We start from the raw sequence: 22,571 nt of genomic DNA on the forward strand, positions 1-22,571 counted from the left end.
GGGCATGAGCAGCATGCAGCATCAGGAGGTCGATTTCAGTCGGCCGCCGAACCTGGACCTGATCTGGGACCTGGACAGCATCGCCCGCCGCGAGCTGGCCGAGCGTTTCATCAAGCTGTTCGAGAACCGCCTGTGTGTCTATTCCGAATCGGTGGGGCAGCTGTACACCAACTACAGCCTGCACTTCCCCACCGACCTCGGCCGCAAGATGGTGGTGCTGCCCAACCCTTATGCGTTCCACGACACCCTGCACGGCATCGACAGCCAGGCCATTCGCAAGACGGGCCTGTGTGTCTTGCCCGGCCGGGTGATCGGCAAGCCCGGACTGCTGCTCAGCACCCAGATCAGGGACGGCGGCCCCGCGCCCAAGACCATGGCGTTCAAACCGGCACTGGCGCAGATCATCAGCAACCAGAAAAAAATCGGTGACCTGTTCCTACCCGTACTGATGAAAGGCGATCTGCGCGAGTTCGACCAGCAGATGCCCTACATCCACCTGCACCGTCTGCAACTGGCGCGCCTGGAACGCTTGTCGAGCTTCGAGCGCGACGACATCCAGCAGACCATCACGCGCAAGCTGCTGATGCTCTACCGGCAGGCCGACAGCCTGGTGTGCTGAGCCGCCCACATCAGTACAATCGCCACCCTTTCCCCAGTTGAGGACGCTGCATGTCCTGGCTCGAACTCATTGCTGCCGGGCTCGGCATCGTCGCGGTATGGCTGACCGTCCGGCAAAACCCCTGGTGCTGGCCCATCGGCTTGATCATGGTGCTGCTCTACGCCTGGCTGTTCTACGACTGGCGCCTGTACTCCAACCTGCTCCTGCAACTGTTGTTCGCCGCACTGCAGCTCTACGGTTGGTGGCAATGGACCCGTGGCGGCGAACGCCACGATGGGCGCAAGGTCAGCCGCCTGGGGCTCATTGCAGTGGCCGCCGGCCTGCTGGTCGGCGCTCTTGGCGCCTGGCTGCTCGGCTATCTGATGGCTACCTACACCGATGCCAGCTCGCCCTGGCTGGATTCGGCGCTGACCGCCTTCAGCCTGGTCGCGCAGTTGTGGATGGCGCAAAAACGCCTGCAGTGCTGGGCTCTGTGGGTGGTGGTGGACGTCTGCTACGTCGCCTTCTTCCTGCATAGCGAGCTGTATCTCACTGCCGCGCTTTACGCCGCTTTCACCGCCCTGGCCGTCAGCGGCTGGCTGAGCTGGCGCCGCGACCCCGCGTTGCACTACGCATCATGAAAGTGCTGGTGCTGACCGGGCCGGAGTCCAGCGGCAAAAGCTGGCTGGCGAGTGAAATTCAGGCGCGCTTCGGTGGCCTGGTGGTGGGCGAGTATGTCCGTTACTTCATCGATGAGCAGCGGCGCGATACCTGCTATGCCGATATCGGCGAAATCGCGCGCGGCCAACTCGCCTGGGAGGATGCTGCAAGGGCAGCCAAACCCTCGCTGCTGGTTCTCGACACGCATCTGCTGAGCAACATGCTGTGGAGCCGATGCCTGTTCGGCGATTGCCCAGGCTGGCTGGAAAACGAATTGCTTGCACGTCGCTATGACCAGCATCTACTGCTTGACCCTGCAGGTGTGCCATGGATAGAGGATGGCCAGCGTTGTCAGCCACAACTGGCTGAACGTCAGGCGTTTCATCAGGCCTGTCGGGACTGGCTGCTGAGGCACGGCCAGCCCTTCAGCGAGCTCTGCGGCAGCTGGAGTGAACGGCGCCAGGCAGCGTTGGAGCAGGTCGCGGCGCTGCTCGGCTCAGCTGACCAGCACGCTGGCCCAAGCCACTAACAGGCTCAGGCACACCACCAGCGTCAGGGGCGTACGCAGTGCCGGATACCATTGAGGCGCCAGCCCCACGCGTACTGCGTGCATATCGGCCAGGTACAGACCAATGAAGGAGAACAGGCAGATCGGCAGTGACAGCCCCATCGGCAGCCCACCGGCCAGTGCAGCCCAACCCAGCAAAGGCGGAATCACCGAAAGTCCCAGCTGCAGCCTGGCATTCTGGTCAGTTTCTTCCGCGCGCATGGCCAGGCCCCAGTGAATGGCGCCCATGAAGGCCAGGATCACTGCCGAATAATCCAGCAAGGCACTTAGCACGAACGGTCGCCAGCCCAGGGGAATCACCCAGATGCCCAGCGCGCCACCCACGAAAGGCAGAAGCCCGGCATAACCCAGCAACACGGCCAGCTTCGGCGGCTTCGCGGCGTCGAACGGGTGCATGGAAATTTCCTCGGCTGTGGGTTTGACGAGCACCTTAGCAGTGTTTCTCGAGCGTTACAGCAAGAGCCTCAGCGCAAGCGATGCTTGTGCAGCAGGCGATAGAAGGTCGGCCGCGAGATCCCCAGCGTGCGTGCGGCCTGACTCATGTTGTGGGTGTAACGCCCCAGCACATCGTTCAGCGCCTGACGTTCGGCCCGCAGGATGTAATCCTCCAGTGTCACCGGGACGTCAATCTCGACCGGAACCGACTGCAAGCCCAGGTCGGCAGCCAAGATCTGCCGCCCCTGCGCCGACACCAGGGCACGCACTACGCGATTATGCAATTCGCGTACGTTACCCGGCCAGGCGTGTGCTCTCATGGCGTTGACCGCATCTTCGCTGAAGCGCCGGTGGTGGCGCGCGAACACGGCGCCGTGCTGTTTGGCGAAGTGTTCGGCCAGCAGCAACTGGTCGCCAGGATGCTCGCGCAGATTCGGCGTGCGCAATTGCTGCGCCGTCAGCTGGTGAAACAGATCTCGGTTGAAACGCCCGTGCTGCAGCGCTTGCATCAGCTCCCCTCGATCCAGCGTCACGAGCGATGCTCCAGGATGGGCCAGCAGGTAATTCAGCAAGCGCTGCTGCGACGCATCGGGCAGCTCTGCGGGGTTCTCAAGCACAACGGTGGTGTCAGTCGACGCGGCCATGACTGCCTCATCGAAGGGTTCGGCACCATCCATCAGACGCATGGCGCGTACCCGGCGTGGTGAGCGCAGATGCAGCAACTCCGCCAACAGATGCTTGCCGCTGCCCCGTTCGCCACTGACGAGCAGCGGGCCGTCGCCACGGCTCAGGCGATCCACCTGTTTGCGCAGGTCTCGCACCGCGCCGCTATTCCCCAGAAACTGCAGCGACTGCCGCGCAGCCTTTAGCCTGCGCAGACGCGTAACGGCTTGCGCCTGCTGCAAGGTTTCCATCAGTCGCGGGGTTTCCACGGGTAAAGACAGGGCGGCGAATAACCATTCGCCGGCAAGCTCTTCAGTGTCGAACCGTCTCGGTCGCTGAGCATTCACCAGCGCCACGCAGGCAAGCCCCGTGCGCTGCAGCTGCTTGAGCAGCTTGCGTTCAGGTTGCTGATCGACAAGCAGCACAAGCGCGTCCGCCTCATGACCAGCAGGTCTCAGCCGTACAGCGCTGCAGGATCCAGCCCGCAGCCTGCAGAGGCTGAAGCAACGCTTCGCATACCATGAAAGGCTCGAGCACCAGTAAACGCCGGGATAAAACGGAAACGGCCCGCATACTCCATCCTTGGCGCCATTATTTTGTAATTCCAATAAAAACAATGCTTTGGCGCACACAAGTGTAACGCTAGCAAGAACTTTGACGCTTAATGGATCGTTTCTCTATAAGTCTTGTTCCTGTGGGTTATTGCGCAGTTTCATGATCTCGGCGATAGCAACTTGCCAATAGCCTGCAGTATTGGCATAACGGCCAATCAATAAGAACGCCACAAGGAAGTTTCCGATGCGTCTGCTGCGCCGTACTCTCAAGTTCGTGATCTTGCTGGCACTGGTCGGCCTGGCCGTGGTTCTGTATTACGTGGCCAACCCCAACCTGCCAACCTACCAGCAGCCCAACGAGCTGCACTATCTGCAGCAGTGGAGTGACGAGCAGCGCCAGACCTATTACTACACGCCGCAAGGCACCACGGTGAAAGGCCTGCGCTACGACTGGTTCACTGCGCTGGAAATGCCATTCAGTACGGAAAAGTTCGCTCGCCTCGATTATCTTGCCCGCTTCGGTTTTCTTACCGATCCCAGGCAACAGCCAAGCGCGCTCAACCCCGGCAATCTGCCCGTTGGCTTCACTCGCCATCAGGACAGCGAGAGCGGCGAACACTTTCTCGACATCAGTTGCGCCGCCTGCCACACCGGCGAGCTGCGCTACAAAGGCCATGCCGTACGCATCGACGGCGGCGCCGCCCTGCATTCGCTGGCATCCACCGTACCGACTCTGCGCGGCGGCGGCTTCGGCCAGGCGCTGGGCATGAGCATGGCGTTCACTTACTACAACCCGCTGAAATTCCGTCGTTTCGCTCAGCAAGTCCTGGGCGACCAGTATGAGCAGGACCGTGATCAGCTGCGCGAGGAGTTTAAGCAGGTACTCGATCGGCTGCTGGCGACCGCGTTCAACGACTGGCATCGCGGTCTTTACCCGACCGAAGAAGGTTTTGGCCGCACCGATGCGTTCGGGCGCATCGCCAACACGGTTTTTGGTGATGCTCTGGACGAAGCCAACTACCGCGTCGCCGATGCCCCGGTTAGCTATCCGCACCTCTGGGACATCTGGAAGTTCGACTGGGTGCAGTGGAACGGCTCGGCCATGCAGCCCATGGCGCGCAACGTCGGCGAAGCCCTGGGCGTCGGGGCAAGCCTGCATCTGCTCGACGAACAGGGCAAAGGCGTCGCCGCGGCGGACCGCTATGCGTCAAGCGTGCGCCTGCACGATCTGTATACCCTCGAGGAAACCCTGAAACGACTGCAACCACCGAAGTGGCCAGAGGCAGTATTGGGCAAGGTAGACCTGCCTCTGGCCAGTCGCGGCAAGGCCCTCTACAGCGAAAACTGCGCCTACTGCCACGCCCCTGATCCCAAGCCCCGCGACCAGCGCCTGGCGCCGTCACGCGACCCCGAATGGAGGATGCGAGTGGTGCCGATCAGCATCGTCGGCACGGACCCGGCCACTGCCGACAACATCGCCGATCATCGTTTCGACATCAGCCGCCTCGGCTGGACCAAGGCCGAACTGTCGCAGCTTGACGTAAAGCTATACGGCGCCAGCCTCGACGACGTCGACTTCAAGCGCATTTCCAGCGCCAAAGCCCTGGCCTACATCACCGCCTACGTGGAGAACCGCGCCTATCAGGACGCCGGCATAGGGCCACGCCAGCGCCAGGAAATGGATGGTTACGGGTTGCCCATCGGCGTTCAGGAGAAACGCGGCTACAAGGCGCGCCCGCTGGACGGCATCTGGGCCACCCCGCCCTTCCTGCACAACGGTTCGGTGCCCAATCTGTTCGAGTTGCTCTCTCCCGTTTACGAGCGGCAGGCCAGGTTCTGGGTCGGCAACTTCGAATACGACCCGGTACGGGTGGGCTATCGCAGCGAGGAGTTCGCGGGCGGCTTCCTGCTCGACACCCGCGTCACCGGCAATGGCAACGGCGGCCATGAATTCCGCGATGGTTGCCGCCAGGAAGGTGTGATCGGCCGCGCCCTGTCGCCGGACGAGCGCCTGGCACTGATCGAATACCTCAAGGTACTCGGCAATGCCGAACTGGAAACCCAGCTCAGCGACGTGCCGGTACGCCCCTGGACACCCGGCCCGAGCTGCGAAGGCTGATTTCAACCGATATCTAGAACAAGGATTACAACGATGTTGAAACGCTTCTGGCTCTGGCTCGGTCGCCTGCTTGGCAAACTGCTGCTCACCGTCGCACTGCTCGGCCTGGTTGGCTGGGGGCTGGGCGAGGCCTATTACGGCTGGAAATTCTCCGGCCCGGTCTCGACCCAGGAAGAGATCGCTCCGGATGAAGCCGCACTCAGCCGGCTGATCATCGAAGATGCCGTACGCATCGTCGAGCAGCACCGTGACAATACCCGCGTGCTGCGCGATGCCCATGCCAAGGCACACGGCTGCGTCAGGGCCGAAGTGCAGGTGCTCGACACTCTGGACGAATCGCTGCGCCAGGGCGTGTTCAGCGAGCCAGGGCATACCTGGCAAGCCTGGATGCGCCTTTCCAACGGCAATGCCTATCCCCAGTTCGACCGCGCCCGCGATGCCCGCGGCATGGCCATCAAGCTACTCGACGTGCCCGGTGAGAAACTCATGAAGAGCCCGGCACATGCCGGCGAGCAGGATTTCGTGATGTTCAATCACCCTGCCTTCTTCGTGCGCGACGTCGCCGAATACCGCAGCAACTTCGCCGCCCAGGCCGACGGCAAGAAGGCTCTGGCGTTCTTCCCCAGCTGGGACCCGCGCAGCTGGGAGATCCGTCATCTGTTCATCGCCCTGAAGACCCTGGCGCCTGCGCCGGAAAGTCCGGTGGCTACCACCTACAACTCCATCGCGCCGTTCAAGCTCGGAGAGCTGAACATCAAGTACCGGGTGATACCGACTCCGCAGAACTGCCCGCCCTACGAACTGCCGGAACAGAACACCGGCTTGCCCAACTTCCTGCGCAACGCGCTTTACCAGCAACTGTCACTGGACCGCGTACCCGCTTGTTTCGAACTTCAGGTACAAAAACAGAACGCGCAGTACTACATGCCCATCGAAGATCCGACCGTGGAATGGAGCGAAAAGATATCGCCTTTCGAAAGCGTCGCACGCATTACCGTGCAGCCTCAGGACTTCGATAGTCGCGAACAAAACCTCTTCTGCGACAATTTGTCCTTCAACCCGTGGCATGCATTACCCGAACACCGGCCTATCGGCGGTATCAACCGTTTGCGCAAGTCGGTTTACGAAGCGGTGAGCGCCTACCGGCAGCAGCGTAACGCTCCAGCCCCCGCTGCGCCTGAGCTGCGACCGATCGACGCGGAAGCGGGTGCGGAACTTTCGCAGTAAAAAGTTGTAATCGGCGAGACGCCAGAAGTTTTTATTGCGGCACTTCGCACAGCAATAAAACTTTTTTCAGCGATGTGTGACTTATGGGTTCGCTGAGTTCATCAACAGCAATGTAAGGCCAACATGCTGGCCGCAATTAATTGTTGGGATCAACTCGGAGAAACCGAACCCATGAACACACCGCTGCGTTTCAACGAAGCCTTGCTGATTGCCGATCGCGCCTTCCGCCCGTTCCAGTGCGTAGCTTGGACTCCGCAGGACGGCACCGGCACCGGCATCGTCAACATCAGCGTCATCGACCGCACCAGCACCCGCCTGCTCGGCCGCCAACTGTCCAGCGCCACCTACACCGACCCGCAGCAGCTGGAAGATGCGCTGCAGCACTCGCGCGACGAACTGCGCAGCCAGGGCTTCGACCTGGCGCCGTGGAGCATGCCTGAGTAAGGCCTTTGCGGGGCGCCTTGTGCGCCCCGTTGCGCTTGGGCCTGGGGAGACTGCAGACTGCTGCAATCGCCCACCATTGCGAGCCTAGCGCCATGCTTGAACTGCGCCCCAACTGCGAGAACTGCGACTGCGATCTGCCGCCAGCCAGCTCCGACGCTCTGATCTGCTCCTTCGAATGCACCTTCTGCCGCTCCTGCGCGGAGTCGGTGCTGACACTGCGCTGCCCGAACTGCGGCGGCGAACTGGTGAAGCGGCCGATCCGCCCTGCGGAAAAGCTCGAACGCTTTCCAGCATCCAGCGAACGCGTGCACAAAGCCTGAAATGAAAAGGGGCGACCTCTCGGTCGCCCCTTTTCATGTGCGCTGCGCCTGTCAGTAATAGGCGTTCTCACGATTGCTGTGGTCGGTCACGTCACGCACGCCCTTGAGTTCCGGAATACGCTCGAGCAGGGTTTTCTCGATGCCTTCCTTGAGCGTGTAGTCAGCCTGGCCACAACCCTGGCAACCACCACCGAACTGCAGTACGGCAATACCTTCGTCGACCACGTCGACCAGGCTCACCTGGCCGCCGTGGCTGGCCAGACCGGGATTGATCTCGGTCTGCAGATAGTAGTTGATGCGCTCGTTCAGCGGGCTGTCCTCATTGACCATCGGCACTTTGGCGTTCGGCGCCTTGATGGTCAGCTGGCCGCCCATACGGTCGGTGGCGTAGTCGACTACGGCGTCTTCCAGGAAAGGCTCGCTGATGCCATCGATCCAGGCGGTGAAGCTGGCCAGACCAACGGCGGTGTCTTCAGGCTTCTGTTCACCCGGTTTGCAGTAAGCGATGCAGGTTTCTGCATAAGGCGTACCTGGCTGGGTGATGAAAACGCGGATGCCGATACCCGGGGTGTCCTGCTTGCTCAGCAGCTCGGCCAGGTAATCTTCGGCAGCTTGGGTAATGGTGATGGCACTCATGGCAACTCCTCACGGTCATGCGGCGGATTGTACGCCAAGTGACGACCTGAATATAGTCCTACTAATTTACTCAGGATAGCGACTGCAGCCCTTCCCGTCCTGCTCGGTGCCCGACCCAGACTTTGGCACGAACGACAAAACGCTTTTCGATCAGCTCATAACTGCCCCAGGCGGCGACCGCGATCACCGGTACGCAGGCCGCAATCACGACGGCAGGCGCAAGATCCAGACGGGTCTGCAGGTACCAAGCCAGGGACAGTACGATCACGTGCAGCAGATAGACCGAATACGAGCAGTCGCCCAGATGGCTCAGTAGCCGGTTGTCCTTGAACCAGGGCTCCATGGCGATACAGGCGGCGACGATCAACGCGCTCGGCAGCCCCCAATGCAGCAGGCGCATGGAGTTGTCGAAGTGGTAGATGGTCAGCAGCGAGGCCGCGATGACCAGCAGCGGCAGCCACAAGCCCTGGCGAATCCAGCCCCGCTTGTAGGCCACGCCCAGGAGCATGCCGAAGATGAACTCGTAGACGATGCTGTTACGGTAGAAGTCGCTCATCCACGGCTGGGTTGCCAGCAGGCTGAACGTGGCCAGGGCCAGGACGATGAACAGCAGGCGCAGACGCTCGGTCACGATGAAGGCCAGGGCGAACAGTAGGTAGAAGAACATCTCGTAGTTCAGCGTCCAGCCAACGTTGAGCGTCGGATAGAGGCCGAAGCCCCCAGGATTTTCGGCGGGGATGAAGAACAGCGAGAGCAGCAAATGGTGCAGGTCGAACTCCTGCACGGGCATCACCTGATTGGCGAAGGCGATGATCAGCGCCGCGATCAATGAGTAGAGCCAGTAGGCCGGGACGATGCGCAGCACACGATTGAGCATGAAGCGCCAGGGGGTGATGGTCTTGCCCCGAGTGGGCAGATAGATCACCAGCCCGCTGATGACGAAGAAGATATCGACGCCAACCGCCCCCCTTTCGGCGAACAGCCGCCCGACGAAGCTGTCGGCCTGAAAATTGAAGAACACCTGCATGACGTGATGAAACACCACAACCCAGGCCGCCAATGCCCGTAAAGCCTGCACTGAAACCAGCATGAAACCGCCATTCCGCTGAACTCGTAACCCGGCTGCCTGAATCAGGCAACTACAGGGTCCGACCGCAGCGGGGGAAGAAAGGTCGGCGGAATAAACGCTGGACGACAGGTTGCAAGCAGCGCAGCGGACACCAGTGTCCGCCACGCGCTGTTTTCGGCGCTAGAGGTTCTGGTACCGGTTCATGTCCAGTACCCCCGCCTCCAGCGGCTGGGTTTCGCGGATATGCTCGGCCAGATCATGGAAATAACGCCAGAACTCGGGATGGCTGCGGCGTATGCCCCAGCGCTCGACGATACACTCGAAGGATCGTGCGTCGCGCACGCCTTCCATCTGCTTGACGAAGGCATCCACCTCCCCGGCTTTGACGTTGAAGAGAAAGTTTGGATAGCTGCTCAGCACCTCGGGATAGAGGGTCAGGGTGTCCAGGCGTGGCTGATAGCGCAGCTCCTCACCCAACATGAAGGCCACATTGCTGTGCGCGCGGTTGCGCAACAGGCTGTAGATCTCCCGTGAGCCGTCGCTCAGTTCCACTCGCAGCATGGTCGCTTCCGGCAGTTGATCGATCACTCGCAAACCGCCTGCCGGACGACTAGCCAGACGCGACAGCGCCTGTTCGGCATGTTGCAACTCCTTGGGCAGACCGGCGCGATAACAGTGCGCACCGGCGCAGCGGTTGATCGGATCGGGACGCGCATTCAGCCTGTCATAGCGCTGCAGCAAGTGTTCGGCGAACTGCTTCTTCGGGTCCTTGCCATTCAGAGCGATAGCGCTCGGCGAACGGTGATCGACCGAGGTGTAGTCCAGCAGCATCTTCAGCTTGCCGCTGTTCTGGTACCAGTCGTCCAGGTAGGCCTCACGCGAACGAGCCGGCAGCAGGCGCAGGAAGTTCACCTCGGCGCCATTGCGGATCAGATCGAAGTACAGGCGCGTCTGCGCCTGATGCGAGACATTGCCGAACACGTCGAAGTTGACTACCAGCTGGTAGTAGGTGCGCTCCAGCAGCGGATAGTCCAGCCACCAGAGGGTCTGCGGTATCTCACCCAGCAGGCCTTTACGCACCGAGGCACTGTCGTGCTGGCGGAAGATCGACAACAACGCGTTGTCGTTGCCACTCCAGATATGTTCCCAGTCCGCCGGCGGCGCATCGGCGTAGGCTTCCCTGCGCAGGTTTTCATAATCGTTGCGCTTGTTGCGATAGTCGCGCCACAACCCCAGCAGATCGCCGATATCGTCGATCTGGCCGGGCATGGCCAAAAGCGGCGTGGCCTCGCGTCGATACTCGGCATCGGTGAGGTAAAGGTCATGTTCCGGGGCCTGGAACAGCGCCCAGAAATTGTCGCGAATCACGTCGGTGGCGATCTGCCCGCGGCATACCGGGCCACGGATAAAGGTACGCACGAAGTATTCGGCGTTATCCAGCATGAACTGATAACGCGCCTGCGCCGGGATCGCAGCGAAGGTTTCGAACGGGTTGGCCCGACGTTGCGTCCCGTAGCCCGGCACGGCATCGAGTGCCCAGTCCTCTGCGAAGAACAGCGTCTTGACCCGGGCCAGCTTGTCCTCGCTCAGCGGATAGGTGATGTGCGTCTTGTGCACGATCACACCCTGGATCGGCCACAGGCGGTAGTAGAACTCCGAGCCCGGGTCATCGTTAGGGCGCCGCGTGGCGATGGGGTCGATGGGTTTGCCGCTGGGGGTACGCGAGCGCACCATCTGGAAAAAGTGGCCAGGCTCGCCGCCCTCGAAGTGCAGATGCGCCAGGAACAGGTGCTCGTAGAGCCAGCGTGAGACCAGATCCTGCCGCGCACCGGGCGCGTTGAGGAAAGTCTCCCACTGCTCCACCTGACGCAACTCGACCGCGCTGGGTTTGAGCGCCTGCTCGGCGACCGGCGCCCCCTGCGCCAGCCACTGTTCCAGGGTGGCGAACTCTTCATCGTTCAGGCCGACCACCGCGAACGGCATGCCGCCGTGGGGATTCTTCTGCGCATAGGCGGTGAACTCACCCGGCAGTGGGCAGCTGTTACTGCGGGTGATGGCTATGTCGAGGTTGTCAGGGAGCTTGGCGTTGGGCTCGAGCGGCTGGCTGCGCCCAAGCTCCAGCATGCGCCTGATCAGTGCAGCCTGGCCGTTCTCGCCATCGAGCACCGAGTGAAAGTCGCGTTTACGCCAGGCCGCCTCGCCCTGCGCGTCCAGGTAGAGCCGTGTGGTGGCCTGCGCCTTGCTGCGCGTGCCGTCATAGACCAGCTGTTTGCTGGCCCCCCGCAGGACGCCGTCCCCGCTGCCGAGATTGAGCTGGCAGGGGGCGTCATAGCAGGTATGGCACGCCACGCACTTGTGGGTGAGGATGGGCTGGACGTCATCGACGTAAGAAATCGCTTCGGCGCGGGCCAGGCCAGCTGCGAAGGAAAGAAAAAACAATGCAGCGGGCTTGAGCATGGCCTCGTCCTTGGTTGCGATGCTGGCAATTCTAGCGAGACGGCGCCTCCAGTAACATGAATGAAATTCATGAAAACTGCCCGAGCGCTCCAGAACCCTGCAGCTTTGCTATCATCGCGCACCTTTGTTCCCGCTTTGCTCAGGTAGTCCTCATGTCCGATCGCAGCGCACGCCTCCAAGCCCTCCAGCAAGCCCTGAAGGAGCGCATCCTGATCCTCGACGGCGGTATGGGCACAATGATCCAGAGCTACAAGCTGGAGGAAGCCGACTACCGCGGCGAGCGCTTTGCCGACTGGCCAAGCGACGTCAAGGGCAACAACGACCTGCTGCTGCTGACCCAGCCGCAGATCATCGCCGCCATCGAGAAGGCCTATCTGGATGCCGGCGCCGACATCCTGGAAACCAACACCTTCAACGCCACCCGCGTGTCGCAGGCCGACTACGACATGGAGGAACTGGTCTACGAGCTGAACCTGGCCGGCGCCCGCGTCGCCCGTGAAGTCTGTGATGCCAAGACCCTGGAAACCCCGGATCGTCCGCGCTTCGTCGCAGGCGTTCTAGGCCCGACCAGCCGCACCTGCTCGATCTCCCCGGACGTCAATGACCCCGGTTACCGCAACGTCACCTTCGACGAGCTGGTGGAGAACTACACCGAAGCCAGCCGCGGCCTGATCGAGGGCGGCGCCGACCTGATCCTGATCGAAACCATCTTCGACACCCTCAATGCCAAGGCGGCGATCTTCGCCGTGCAGCAGGTGTTCGAGGAAGACGGCGTCGAACTGCCGATCATGATCTCCGGCACCATCACCGACGCCTCCGGCCGCACCCTGTCCGGCCAGACCACCGAGGCGTTCTGGAACTCGGTGCGCCACGCCAAGCCAATCTCCGTGGGTCTGAACTGCGCCCTCGGCGCCAAGGACCTGCGCCCGTACCTGGAAGAGCTGGCCAACAAGGCCGACACCCATGTGTCCGCCCACCCCAACGCCGGCCTGCCCAACGCCTTCGGCGAGTACGACGAGTCGCCTGCCGAAATGGCGACGGTGGTGGAAGAGTTCGCCGCTTCGGGTTTCCTCAACATCATCGGCGGTTGCTGCGGCACCACCCCGGCGCATATCCAGGCGATCGCCGAGGCGGTGGCCAAGTACCCGCCGCGCGTGATCCCGGACATTCCCAAGGCCTGTCGCCTGTCGGGCCTGGAGCCCTTCACCATCGACCGCAACTCGCTGTTCGTGAACGTCGGTGAGCGCACCAACATCACCGGCAGCGCCAAGTTCGCCCGCCTGATCCGCGAGGAGAACTACACCGAGGCCCTGGAGGTCGCCCTGCAGCAGGTGGAAGCGGGCGCCCAGGTGATCGACATCAACATGGACGAAGGCATGCTGGACTCCAAGGCCGCCATGGTCAGGTTCCTCAACCTGATCGCCGGCGAGCCGGACATCTCCCGCGTGCCGATCATGATCGACTCCTCCAAGTGGGAGGTGATCGAAGCGGGCCTGAAGTGCATTCAGGGCAAGGGCATCGTCAACTCCATTTCCATGAAGGAAGGCGTCGAGCAGTTCAAGCACCACGCCCGCCTGTGCAAGCGCTATGGCGCCGCCGTGGTGGTAATGGCCTTCGACGAGGTCGGCCAGGCCGACACCGCCGCGCGCAAGAAGGAAATCTGCCAGCGCAGCTACGACATCCTGGTGAACGAAGTGGGCTTCCCGCCGGAAGACATCATCTTCGACCCGAATATCTTCGCCGTAGCCACCGGCATCGAGGAGCACAACAACTACGCGGTGGACTTCATCGAAGCCTGCGCCTATATCCGCGACCAGCTGCCCTTCGCGCTGTCCAGTGGCGGCGTGTCCAACGTGTCGTTCTCCTTCCGTGGCAACAACCCGGTGCGCGAAGCGATCCACTCGGTGTTCCTCTACTACGCCATCCAGAACGGCCTGACCATGGGTATCGTCAACGCCGGCCAACTGGAGATTTACGACGAGATTCCCAAGGAGCTGCGCGACGCTGTCGAGGACGTGGTGCTCAACCGCAATGACGGCGCCACCGAGGCGCTGCTGGCCATCGCCGACAAGTACAAGGGCGACGGCGCCGCCAAGGAGGTGGAGAACGAAGAGTGGCGCTCGCTGCCGGTGGACAAGCGCTTGGAGCACGCGCTGGTCAAGGGCATCACCGCCTTCATCGTCGAAGACACCGAGGAGTGCCGTCAGCAGTGCGCGCGCCCCATTGAGGTGATCGAAGGCCCGCTGATGGCCGGCATGAACGTGGTCGGCGACCTGTTCGGCTCGGGCAAGATGTTCCTGCCCCAGGTGGTCAAGTCCGCCCGGGTGATGAAGCAGGCCGTGGCGCATCTGATCCCCTTCATCGAAGCCGAGAAAGGCGACAAGCCGGAAGCCAAGGGCAAGATCCTCATGGCCACGGTCAAGGGCGATGTGCACGACATCGGCAAGAACATCGTCGGCGTGGTGCTGGGCTGTAACGGCTACGACATCGTTGACCTGGGCGTGATGGTGCCGGCAGAGAAAATTCTGCAGACCGCGCGCGACGAGAAATGCGACATCATCGGCCTGTCCGGCCTGATTACCCCCTCGCTGGACGAGATGGTCCACGTGGCCAAGGAAATGCAGCGCCAGGGCTTTACCCTGCCGCTGATGATCGGCGGCGCTACCACTTCCAAGGCGCACACGGCGGTGAAGATCGATCCGCAGTACAGCAACGACGCCGTGGTCTACGTCACCGACGCCTCGCGCGCCGTGGGCGTGGCCACCCAGCTGCTGTCCAAGGAACTCAAGGCCGACTTCGTGCAGAAGACCCGCGAGGAATACGTGGTGGTGCGCGAGCGCACCGCCGCCCGCGCGACCCGCACCGAGCGCCTGAGCTATGCCGATGCCATCGCCAACAAGCCGGCCTTCGACTGGAACGGCTACGTCGCACCCAAACCGAGCTTCACTGGCGCGCAGGTGCTGGAGGACATCGACCTCAACGTGCTGGCCGAGTACATCGACTGGACACCGTTCTTCATCTCCTGGGACCTGGCTGGCAAATACCCGCGCATCCTCACCGACGAGATCGTCGGCGAAGCCGCCACCAGCCTGTTCAACGACGCCCAGGCGATGCTGAAGAAGCTGATCGACGAGAAACTGATCAAGGCCCGTGCGGTCTTCGGCTTCTGGCCCGCCAATCAGGTGCGTGACGACGATATCGAAGTCTACGGCGACAACGGCGAACAGCTCGCCACCCTGCACCACCTGCGTCAGCAGACCATCAAGCCGGACGGCAAGCCGAACCTGTCCCTGGCCGACTTCGTCGCACCGAAGGAAAGCGGCATTACGGATTATGTAGGTGGCTTTATCACCACCGCCGGCATCGGCGCCGAGGAAGTCGCCAAGGCATACGAGGCCAAAGGCGACGACTACAACTCGATCATGGTCAAGGCCCTGGCCGACCGCCTGGCCGAGGCCTGCGCCGAGTGGCTGCACGAGCGGGTGCGCAAGGAGTACTGGGGCTACGCAGCGGATGAGCAACTGGACAACGAGGCGCTGATCCGCGAGCAGTACAAGGGCATCCGCCCTGCCCCTGGCTACCCGGCCTGCCCGGATCACACCGAGAAAGGCACGCTGTTCAAGCTGCTCGACCCCGAAGCGGACTACAACAAAGCGGGCCGCAGCGGCGTGTTCCTCACCGAGCACTACGCCATGTTCCCGGCCGCCGCCGTTTCCGGCTGGTACTTCGCCCACCCCGAGACGCAGTACTTCGCCGTGGGCAAGGTCGACAAGGATCAGATCGAGCGCTACAGCGAGCGCAAGGGTCAGGACCTCGCCATCAGCGAGCGCTGGCTGGCGCCGAACCTCGGCTACGACGACTGATGCAAACGAGCCCGCGAAAGCGGGCTCTTTTCATTCTAAGAGAGACGACTCGCGCCGATCATCGAAAAACACGAACTCCCACGCCGGAACACCGCTCCAACTCATGTCGAGCCAATTCGGCTCATTCGACGGAGCGATGACATGCACAAGCACAGCCTTGCAGTCCTGGCCGTAGCGGCCGTGATGACCGGTTGCTCGACCATCGAGAACCCGGTCGACTACGTGACCTTTCGCAACGAACCTCTGGTCAAGCAGGTCGACCATGGCATGACCAGGGAACAGGTACGCACCCTTGGCGGCCCGCCCTCATCGGAAGTGCGCAACAGCGTCACCGGCGGCACCTGCAATAACTACGTGATGAATGTCGACGGGGTGGAACAGCCTTATTACGTGGACTTCGACGTCAACGACCGCGTCGACAGCAAGGGCTTCATGACCTGCGAACAGCATCAGGGCAATCAGCGCAAAAGGCTCTGAATACGGTCAGCCCCGCTGCATGCAGCGGGGCTGATGGGTCTAGAAGATGAGTTTAAACAGCCCGATCACCACGATCAGGCCGATGATGAAAATGATACCGGCGGTACCGCCTATGAATTTCAGCATGCTGACGCTCCTTTTTTGGGGGTTCACGAGTTGTGACCCGGCGAGAACGTCAGCGTTTAGCTTTTTTCCATCTGCGACAGCATTGATCAGGCGCCCGGGCGGCGAACGATCTTGATGCTGTATTCCATCTGCGGTTTACGCGTCATGCTCACGGCGCGCCGGGTCACGGTGTCCAGGGTGATGTTCCAGAAGCCGCTGGAGGGCACCCGTATCTTCGCCGGGAACTTGATAAAGGCGCCGCCGTGGTAACTGTGCCGACCACGGTTCCTGAATGCGCGAAAGTTGGCATCGTTCATCAGGCGGATGTTGCAGGGTTGCGAACACTGGATGACCACCAGATCGCCCTCTTCCAGATGCTCGCGTTGATGGATGAATTTCATCGTATTCGGACTCGGTGGTGAAACGGGGGCGCAATAGTGCCGCAAGCGGCGCGGCATCGCCAGCACAGCTGACGACTCGCTTGCCGTCCAGGCACATGCTGCCTAGCATGCGCGCCCACAATTGCCATGCCCTGCCGCCATGAAAGCCGTGCTCGACCACATCCCCGCTCTTATCGCACTGCTCAAGCGCTATCCCGGCCTGGTTGCGCTGTTCGGCTTCTGCTCGGGCTTGGCCAGTTTTCTTTTGGTCGACCGCCAGGCGCATCTGGCCAAGGTCTTGGGGGTGGTGCTGGTGATCAGCTGGGTCTGGCTGATTCTGGAAAACCTGCTGCGCGAGCGCATTGCCCAGCGCTTCGGCTTCGAGCTGCCGCTGCCGTTGCTGCGCTACGGCACGCAGATGATCCATCAGGAAAGTCTGTTCTTCGTCCTGCCGTTCTTTTTCATCACCACAACCTGGAACAGCGGGCAGTTGCTGTTCAGCGGCCTGCTGGCGATTGCTGCGCTGGCTTCGATCACCGACCCGATCTACTACCGCTGGCTGGCGCCTAGACGCTGGCTGCTGTTGATCTTTCACAGCCTGACGCTGTTCACGGTAACGCTGACTGCGCTGCCGATCATCTTTCACCTGAGCACGCCGCAGAGCTATCGCATCGCCCTGGCGGTCGCCACGTTGCTGGCATTACCGAGCCTTCCGGGGCTGATCGGTCTCGCTGGCTGGCGACGTAGCCTGCTGCTGGCTGTCTTGCCGCTGGCCATGGCCAGCGCGGGCTGGATGGCGCGGGTTTGGGTCCCGCCGGCGACGTTGTGGCTGACGGAAGTGGCGATCAGTGACCGCTTCGATGGTGAGCAGCGAGCGCCAGGTGCCAGTCTGAAACGGGTTACACCGCAGCAGCTGCATGATGATGGGCTCTACGCCTACACCGCGATCAATGCCCCGCGCGGCCTAAACGAGCGCATCTATCACATCTGGCAGCACAATGGCCGGGAAGTCGATCGCATCGCCCTGGACATCAGCGGCGGGCGCAAGCAGGGCTATCGCGCCTGGACGCATAAGCTCAATTTCCCCGCCTCGCCCGAGGGGCGCTGGCAGGTTCGGGTCGTCACCGAGGCCGGGCAGATGATCGGTGTACTGCGCTTCGAGGTGGTCTCTTCGGCGCCACGCGAGCCGACCACTCCACCGTTCTAATAACGGAAGTCCACGGTGACTCTTGCGCCGCTCGCAGGCACCGCTCCAAGCGCTTGAAGAGCCGTGTCGCGGGGCCTGGCCTGCGTAGCCGATCTCGCGCCCCCGCTGAAACGGCCTACGCAGGGGCGCGTCGCGGTGGTAGCATGCGCGCCCCATGCAGCTCAACGAACTCAACCAACGCCTCGCCGATCTCGGCGCCAAACCCCAGCATATCGGGCGCATTACCCGTGCCTGGCTGCAGGGCAAGTCGCTGGACACCGGCACCAAGCACCAGAAAACCGAGAATTTCCTGCCGCTTACGGTGCGTGAAGGGCTGCCTGCCATTGCCGAAAGCCTCGAGCAGCTGGCCCGGGTCAGCAGCGAACACCCGGGCTCCGACGGCTCATCGCGCCTGCTGGTGGAGTTGGCCGACCGGCAGATGGTTGAAAGCGTGCTGTTGCCTCGGGACGGCCTGTGCATCTCAAGCCAGGTGGGTTGCGCCGTTGGCTGCACCTTCTGCATGACCGGCAAGAGCGGCCTGCTGCGCCAGCTCAGCAGTGCCGAGATGGTCGCTCAGGTAGTGCTCGGCCGGCGTCGGCGCGCGGTGAAGAAGGTGGTGTTCATGGGCATGGGCGAACCCGCCCACAACCTCGACAACGTGCTGGAGGCCATCGACCTGCTCGGCACCGAGGGCGGTATCGGTCACCGCAATCTGGTGTTCTCCACGGTTGGCGATCCCCGTGTCTTCGAACGCCTGCCGAAACAACGCGTGCGCCCTGCCCTGGCCCTGTCGCTGCACACCACCGACGCCGAGCTGCGCCAGCGCCTGCTGCCCAAAGCGCCACGCATCGACCCGGAGCAGCTGATGGAGCTGGGCGAAGCTTATGCCCGCAGCATCGACTACCCAATCCAGTACCAATGGACGCTGCTCAGGGGCATCAACGACAGTCAGCAGGAAATGGACAACATCCTGCGCCTGTTCAAGGGCAAGTTCGCCGTACTCAACCTCATCCCCTACAACAGCCTGGAAGCCGACGAATACCAACGCCCCGACGGTGAGCGCATCGTCGAGATGGTGCGCTATCTGCATAGCCGGGGTGTGCTGACCAAGGTGCGCAACTCCGCCGGCCAGGACGTGGATGGCGGTTGCGGTCAGTTGCGTGCACGGGCGGTGGATGTGGTCAACACCAGTCGGCTGCATAAAAATCGCGGCTGATGCTCAAGAACGGCTGCGTTTAACCGATAAGCAACGTACAGAGAACACACGTCCAGCAGGCAAAACGCCAGCACTGTACTAGGTTTTAAAGAACCACCTTGCATGGATGCAGCCCCGCCTTTCTTGCATCCTGGAGTCCACCGATGAAAATCGCCCACAAGGTCGGTATCGCAGCCGCGACCGTGCTTTTTCTTACCACCAGCTTGTTATCCCTTTCGCAGGTCAGCCAGGTACGAGAAACCCTGCGCAGCCAGGTTGAAGAAAGCATTGCCGAGTCGAGCAGCGCCCTGGCCGGGCAGATCGAGAACTGGCTCAACGCCAAGCTGAGGCTGATTGACCTGATGGCGCAGACCATCGATAGCAACTACAGTCCCGAAGAAACCCAACGGGTGTTCAACGCGCCGCTGCTTAAGAGCGAATTCATTCTGGTATTCGGAGCGTTGGAAGCAGACGGTAAACCGATCAAGAACAGCGATGAGTGGAAACCGAACGCGGATTGGGATGGACGCCAACGCCCCTGGTACGCCACTGGCAAAGCTGCCAGCCAGGCCATGCTGACCGAGCCGTACGTGGATTCCACCACAAATGAAATCCTTATCTCCGCCGTGGCCCGCATCAGCGATGCTGGCCAGTTTCTGGGCGCGTTCGGCGGCGATATCCGCCTGCAATCGGTAGCCGACGCGGTCAATACCTTGGATTTCAACGATGCTGGCTACGCCTTCCTGCTCAGCCGCTCGGGCAACATCATTTCCCACCCCAACGCCGACTATAACGGCAAGTCCTACAGCGCACTCTTCGATGGTCAGAGTCCGGCACTGGGTCAGGATCTGCGCGAGGTCGAGGCCGGCGGCAAAACGCTGCTGATCTCCTTCACCCCGCTGCCCAATCTGCGTGGCATGGACTGGTATATCGGCGTGGTACTGGACGAAAGCGTGGTCATGGCCGAGGCCAATCGCCTGACCTGGCTGGCGGTAGTCGGTACCGTGGTCGGCGTGGCCATCAGTTTGGTGGTGCTGGGCCTGCTGATGAACAGCCTGCTCAAACCCTTGGGGCTGCTTGGCACCTCGCTGCGCGAAATCAACAGCGGTGAAGGCGATCTGACCCGCCGCCTGGCGATCACCAGTAACGACGAGGTGGGCGAGCTGTCGCAGGAGTTCAACCGTTTCCTGCAGACACTGCAGACACTGATCGGCGACGTCATGAGCAGCTCGCATCAGGTCCGCGAAAGCACCGCACTGACCTCGAACGAATCGGAACAGGCCGCTCGCCGCCTGCAGGAACAGCTGCAGGAACTCGATCAACTGGCCACCGCCATGCAGGAAATGGCCTCCACAGCCGAGGAAGTGGCACGCAACGCCCAGGCCGCAGCCCAGGCAGCCGTTGCCGCCAACGAGGAAACCGAGAACGGCGTGCGCGTGGTGTCGCAATCGAGTTCGGCGATTCGCCACCTGGCCGACGAGATGGACGAAACCAGTCATGCCATCAACGAGCTGGCCAAGCTCAGCCACAATATCGAGTCAATCCTGCAGGTCATAACCAGCATCGCCGAGCAGACCAACCTGTTGGCGCTGAACGCCGCCATCGAGGCTGCGCGCGCCGGCGAATCCGGCCGCGGCTTTGCCGTGGTCGCCGACGAGGTACGCTCGCTGGCCTCGCGCACGCAACAGGCCACGCAGGAAATCCGGCAGATGATCGACCAGCTCCAGGGCGGAGTGCGTCAGGCAGAGAACCGTATGCAGCAAAGCCGCGACACGGCCAGCAAGACCGCTGAGGAAGCCGGCGCGGCCAACGACATGCTCGGCCGCATCCGCGAGGCGATCACCCGCATCAACGACATGAACCTGCAGATCGCCACTGCAGCCGAAGAGCAGAGCGCCACCACCGAGGAAATCAACCGCAACACCACCAACATCCGTGACATCAGCCATGAGCTGGCTGGCGGCGCCGAACAGCAGGTACAACAATGCGCGTCGATGGTGGAGCAAGTCGGCCAGCAGGATCGTCTGCTGGGGCGTTTCAAGGTCTGAACCAAGCGCAGCCAATCCGCGCGCAGGAAAAAGCCCCGGCATGCCGGGGCTTTTTAATCGATGCCATCAGACGCCGCTCTTGACCTTGCTCCAAATCCGCGTGCGCACCCGGTCGATCTTCAACGGCATGGCCTCCAGCGTGTACAGCTTGTCCATCACCGCATCAGGTGGATAGACGGTCGGATCTGCCTTGAGCGCTGGCTCGACCAGACTGTCGGCCTTGGCGTTGCCATTGGCGTACTTCACATGATTGCTGATGGCCGCCATCACCTCGGGCTGCAGCAGGTAGTTCATGAAGGCATAGGCGCCCTCCTCATTCCCCGCATCGGCCGGCATGGCCACCATGTCGAACCAGATCGGCGCGCCTTCCTTGGGAATCTCGTACTGAATCTTCACCCCGTTGCTCGCTTCTGCGGCGCGGGCGCCAGCCTGCATGATGTCGCCAGAGAAGCCGACTGCCATGCAGATCTCGCCATTGGCCAGGTCACCAACATATTTGGAGGAGTGGAAATAGCGCACGTTCTTGCGCATCTCCATCAGTAGCGCTTCGGCGCGCCGATAATCCTCGGGGTTCTTGCTATGGTGCGGTAGCCCAGATGATGCAGGGCAATCGGCAGCATTTCCGGGCCGTTGTCGAGGATCGCCACGCCGCACTGGTTGAGCTTGGCCAGCGTGGCCGGGTCGAACAGCACGTCCCAGCTGCCCATCTTCACGTCATCGCCCAAGACCGCACGTACCTTGTCGACGTTGTAACCGATACCAGTGCTGCCCCACAGGTAAGGGAAGCCGTGTTCGTTGCCCGGATCGTTCACCTCCAGCGCTCTCATCAGCACCGGGTTGAGGTTGTTCCAGTTCGGTAGCTTGCTGCGATCGAGCTTCTTCAGTGCGCCACCCTCGATCTGCCGGGCCATGAAGTGGTTGGAGGGGAACACCACATCGTAGCCGGAGCGACCGGCCATGAGCTTGGCGTCCAGCGTCTCGTTGCTGTCATAGACGTCGTAATGGGTGCCCAGGCCGCTGCTCTTTTCGAACTGTTTGAGGGTGTCCGGGGCGATGTAGTCGGTCCAGTTGTAGATACGCACGCTGTCAGCGGCATGGGCGGTGCCGGCCAGTATCAGGCACGGCAGGAGTTTCTTCAGCATGAAATACCTCGTCGATGATCTTGTTGTTGTAGGCAGTCACTGAAAAGGTGCTGGTCAGAAGATCAGCACATAGCTCTTACGCACCGTTTCTTGTATGTCCCAGATGCCAAGGGTGTTGGCCGGCATCATCAACGCGTCGCCAGCGCGGATCTCGATAGCCTCGCCGCCGTCAGGCGTGAAGGTGCAGCGCCCGGCCACGAAGTGACAGAACTCCTGCTGCACGATCTGTCGGCGCCAGCGCCCCGGGGTGCATTCCCAGACGCCGGTCTCGACGCCATCACTGCGCTCGACACTGGTGGTCGAGGCGACCGCCACCGGCTCGCCCAGCGGGACGGCGACAGGGCTGGACGTATCTAGGGCGATGCCGGGGGTGTCGCGAAAAAGGGTAATGTTCATGAGTACTCCAGATAAAGAACGGCTGGCAT

Annotated in this window: 20 protein-coding genes and 2 pseudogenes; 13 read left to right on the forward strand and 9 right to left on the reverse strand. The window is 61.9% G+C overall.

What is annotated here, in order from left to right:
• Nucleotides 1-4: 4 nt before the first annotated feature.
• Genes DXK50_RS17455 through DXK50_RS17465 form a run of 3 tightly spaced genes read left to right on the forward strand, consistent with a single transcriptional unit; the run spans nucleotide 5 to nucleotide 1,787 of the window.
• Entirely contained in the window at nucleotides 5-619 is a 615-nt protein-coding gene (locus tag DXK50_RS17455; protein ID WP_212631205.1) for a hypothetical protein, read from the forward strand.
• A gap of 50 nt (nucleotides 620-669) precedes the next feature.
• The gene (pnuC, locus tag DXK50_RS17460) at nucleotides 670-1,239 is read left to right on the forward strand and encodes a nicotinamide riboside transporter PnuC (RefSeq protein ID WP_212631206.1); all 570 of its coding nucleotides are present in this window, start codon (nucleotides 670-672) and stop codon (nucleotides 1,237-1,239) included.
• Entirely contained in the window at nucleotides 1,236-1,787 is a 552-nt protein-coding gene (locus tag DXK50_RS17465; protein ID WP_212631207.1) for an AAA family ATPase, read from the forward strand. Before pnuC ends, DXK50_RS17465 begins: the two co-directional genes overlap by 4 nt.
• Here DXK50_RS17465 and DXK50_RS17470 read toward each other — a convergent pair.
• Nucleotides 1,755-2,222: a DUF3429 domain-containing protein gene (locus tag DXK50_RS17470; protein ID WP_161867105.1), complete on the reverse strand. Its 468-nt coding sequence runs from the start codon at nucleotides 2,220-2,222 to the stop codon at nucleotides 1,755-1,757. The genes DXK50_RS17465 and DXK50_RS17470 overlap by 33 nt on opposite strands.
• 68 nt (nucleotides 2,223-2,290) lie before the next feature.
• Complete coding sequence (locus tag DXK50_RS17475) at nucleotides 2,291-3,349, reverse strand: sigma-54-dependent transcriptional regulator (RefSeq protein ID WP_349292103.1); 1,059 nt, start codon at nucleotides 3,347-3,349, stop codon at nucleotides 2,291-2,293.
• Nucleotides 3,350-3,722: 373 nt separating this feature from the next.
• Between DXK50_RS17475 and DXK50_RS17480 the strand changes: the two genes are divergently transcribed.
• From DXK50_RS17480 to DXK50_RS17495, 4 genes are all read left to right on the forward strand, one after another.
• On the forward strand, nucleotides 3,723-5,597 hold the full coding sequence (locus DXK50_RS17480; protein ID WP_212631208.1) for a di-heme-cytochrome C peroxidase: 1,875 nt from the start codon (nucleotides 3,723-3,725) through the stop codon (nucleotides 5,595-5,597).
• A 33-nt stretch (nucleotides 5,598-5,630) separates the two neighbouring features.
• On the forward strand, nucleotides 5,631-6,824 hold the full coding sequence (locus tag DXK50_RS17485) for a catalase family protein (RefSeq protein ID WP_212631209.1): 1,194 nt from the start codon (nucleotides 5,631-5,633) through the stop codon (nucleotides 6,822-6,824).
• Between the two features lie 171 nt (nucleotides 6,825-6,995).
• A complete protein-coding gene (locus DXK50_RS17490) occupies nucleotides 6,996-7,268 on the forward strand; it encodes a hypothetical protein (protein WP_212631210.1) in 273 nt (90 codons plus the stop codon).
• Between the two features lie 92 nt (nucleotides 7,269-7,360).
• Nucleotides 7,361-7,588 (forward strand): DUF1272 domain-containing protein, encoded by a 228-nt coding sequence (locus DXK50_RS17495; RefSeq protein ID WP_212631211.1) that lies wholly within the window; start codon nucleotides 7,361-7,363, stop codon nucleotides 7,586-7,588.
• A 51-nt stretch (nucleotides 7,589-7,639) separates the two neighbouring features.
• On the opposite strand, the gene nfuA is transcribed toward DXK50_RS17495, so the two are convergent.
• From nfuA to DXK50_RS17510, 3 genes are all read right to left on the reverse strand, one after another.
• On the reverse strand, nucleotides 7,640-8,224 hold the full coding sequence (gene nfuA / locus DXK50_RS17500; protein ID WP_017360966.1) for a Fe-S biogenesis protein NfuA: 585 nt from the start codon (nucleotides 8,222-8,224) through the stop codon (nucleotides 7,640-7,642).
• Between the two features lie 70 nt (nucleotides 8,225-8,294).
• Complete coding sequence (locus tag DXK50_RS17505) at nucleotides 8,295-9,314, reverse strand: acyltransferase family protein (RefSeq protein ID WP_212631212.1); 1,020 nt, start codon at nucleotides 9,312-9,314, stop codon at nucleotides 8,295-8,297.
• Between the two features lie 159 nt (nucleotides 9,315-9,473).
• Complete coding sequence (locus DXK50_RS17510; protein ID WP_212631213.1) at nucleotides 9,474-11,750, reverse strand: fatty acid cis/trans isomerase; 2,277 nt, start codon at nucleotides 11,748-11,750, stop codon at nucleotides 9,474-9,476.
• Between the two features lie 152 nt (nucleotides 11,751-11,902).
• On the opposite strand from DXK50_RS17510, the gene metH reads away from it, so the two are divergent.
• Together metH and osmE are read left to right on the forward strand one after the other, a co-directional pair.
• Nucleotides 11,903-15,613: a methionine synthase gene (gene metH, locus DXK50_RS17515; protein WP_212631214.1), complete on the forward strand. Its 3,711-nt coding sequence runs from the start codon at nucleotides 11,903-11,905 to the stop codon at nucleotides 15,611-15,613.
• A 141-nt stretch (nucleotides 15,614-15,754) separates the two neighbouring features.
• Nucleotides 15,755-16,090, forward strand: a complete 336-nt coding sequence (osmE, locus tag DXK50_RS17520) for an osmotically-inducible lipoprotein OsmE (RefSeq protein ID WP_161867097.1) — start codon at nucleotides 15,755-15,757, stop codon at nucleotides 16,088-16,090.
• 39 nt (nucleotides 16,091-16,129) lie between these two features.
• Here the strand turns inward: osmE and DXK50_RS25535 are convergent, their stop codons facing one another.
• Nucleotides 16,130-16,216, reverse strand: coding sequence for a small membrane protein YohP (locus tag DXK50_RS25535; RefSeq protein WP_461818883.1), 87 nt, complete (start codon nucleotides 16,214-16,216; stop codon nucleotides 16,130-16,132).
• Between the two features lie 86 nt (nucleotides 16,217-16,302).
• Nucleotides 16,303-16,596: a DUF1883 domain-containing protein gene (locus tag DXK50_RS17525; RefSeq protein ID WP_003246948.1), complete on the reverse strand. Its 294-nt coding sequence runs from the start codon at nucleotides 16,594-16,596 to the stop codon at nucleotides 16,303-16,305.
• Between the two features lie 139 nt (nucleotides 16,597-16,735).
• Between DXK50_RS17525 and DXK50_RS17530 the strand changes: the two genes are divergently transcribed.
• The 4 genes and pseudogenes from DXK50_RS17530 to DXK50_RS25545 all read left to right on the forward strand — a co-directional run bounded on the left by DXK50_RS17530 (nucleotide 16,736) and on the right by DXK50_RS25545 (nucleotide 21,004).
• Nucleotides 16,736-17,782 (forward strand): DUF5924 family protein, encoded by a 1,047-nt coding sequence (locus DXK50_RS17530; RefSeq protein WP_161867096.1) that lies wholly within the window; start codon nucleotides 16,736-16,738, stop codon nucleotides 17,780-17,782.
• Between the two features lie 154 nt (nucleotides 17,783-17,936).
• Complete coding sequence (locus tag DXK50_RS17535) at nucleotides 17,937-18,977, forward strand: RNA methyltransferase (RefSeq protein ID WP_212631215.1); 1,041 nt, start codon at nucleotides 17,937-17,939, stop codon at nucleotides 18,975-18,977.
• Between the two features lie 143 nt (nucleotides 18,978-19,120).
• Nucleotides 19,121-20,146, forward strand: a pseudogene (locus tag DXK50_RS25540) (HAMP domain-containing protein); the annotation flags it as partial.
• Between the two features lie 30 nt (nucleotides 20,147-20,176).
• Nucleotides 20,177-21,004 carry a methyl-accepting chemotaxis protein gene (locus DXK50_RS25545; protein WP_461818884.1) on the forward strand — a complete coding sequence of 276 codons (828 nt, stop codon included), beginning with the start codon at nucleotides 20,177-20,179 and terminating at the stop codon, nucleotides 21,002-21,004.
• A gap of 66 nt (nucleotides 21,005-21,070) precedes the next feature.
• On the opposite strand, the pseudogene DXK50_RS17545 reads toward DXK50_RS25545, so the two are convergent.
• Both DXK50_RS17545 and DXK50_RS17550 read right to left on the reverse strand, forming a co-directional pair.
• Nucleotides 21,071-22,146, reverse strand: a pseudogene (locus DXK50_RS17545) (polyamine ABC transporter substrate-binding protein).
• A 54-nt stretch (nucleotides 22,147-22,200) separates the two neighbouring features.
• Nucleotides 22,201-22,542 (reverse strand): cupin domain-containing protein, encoded by a 342-nt coding sequence (locus tag DXK50_RS17550; protein WP_212631217.1) that lies wholly within the window; start codon nucleotides 22,540-22,542, stop codon nucleotides 22,201-22,203.
• Nucleotides 22,543-22,571: the final 29 nt, after the last annotated feature.

The sequence above is a fragment of the Pseudomonas sp. KB-10 genome, assembly GCF_018221585.1.
Lineage (GTDB): Bacteria > Pseudomonadota > Gammaproteobacteria > Pseudomonadales > Pseudomonadaceae > Aquipseudomonas > Aquipseudomonas yangonensis.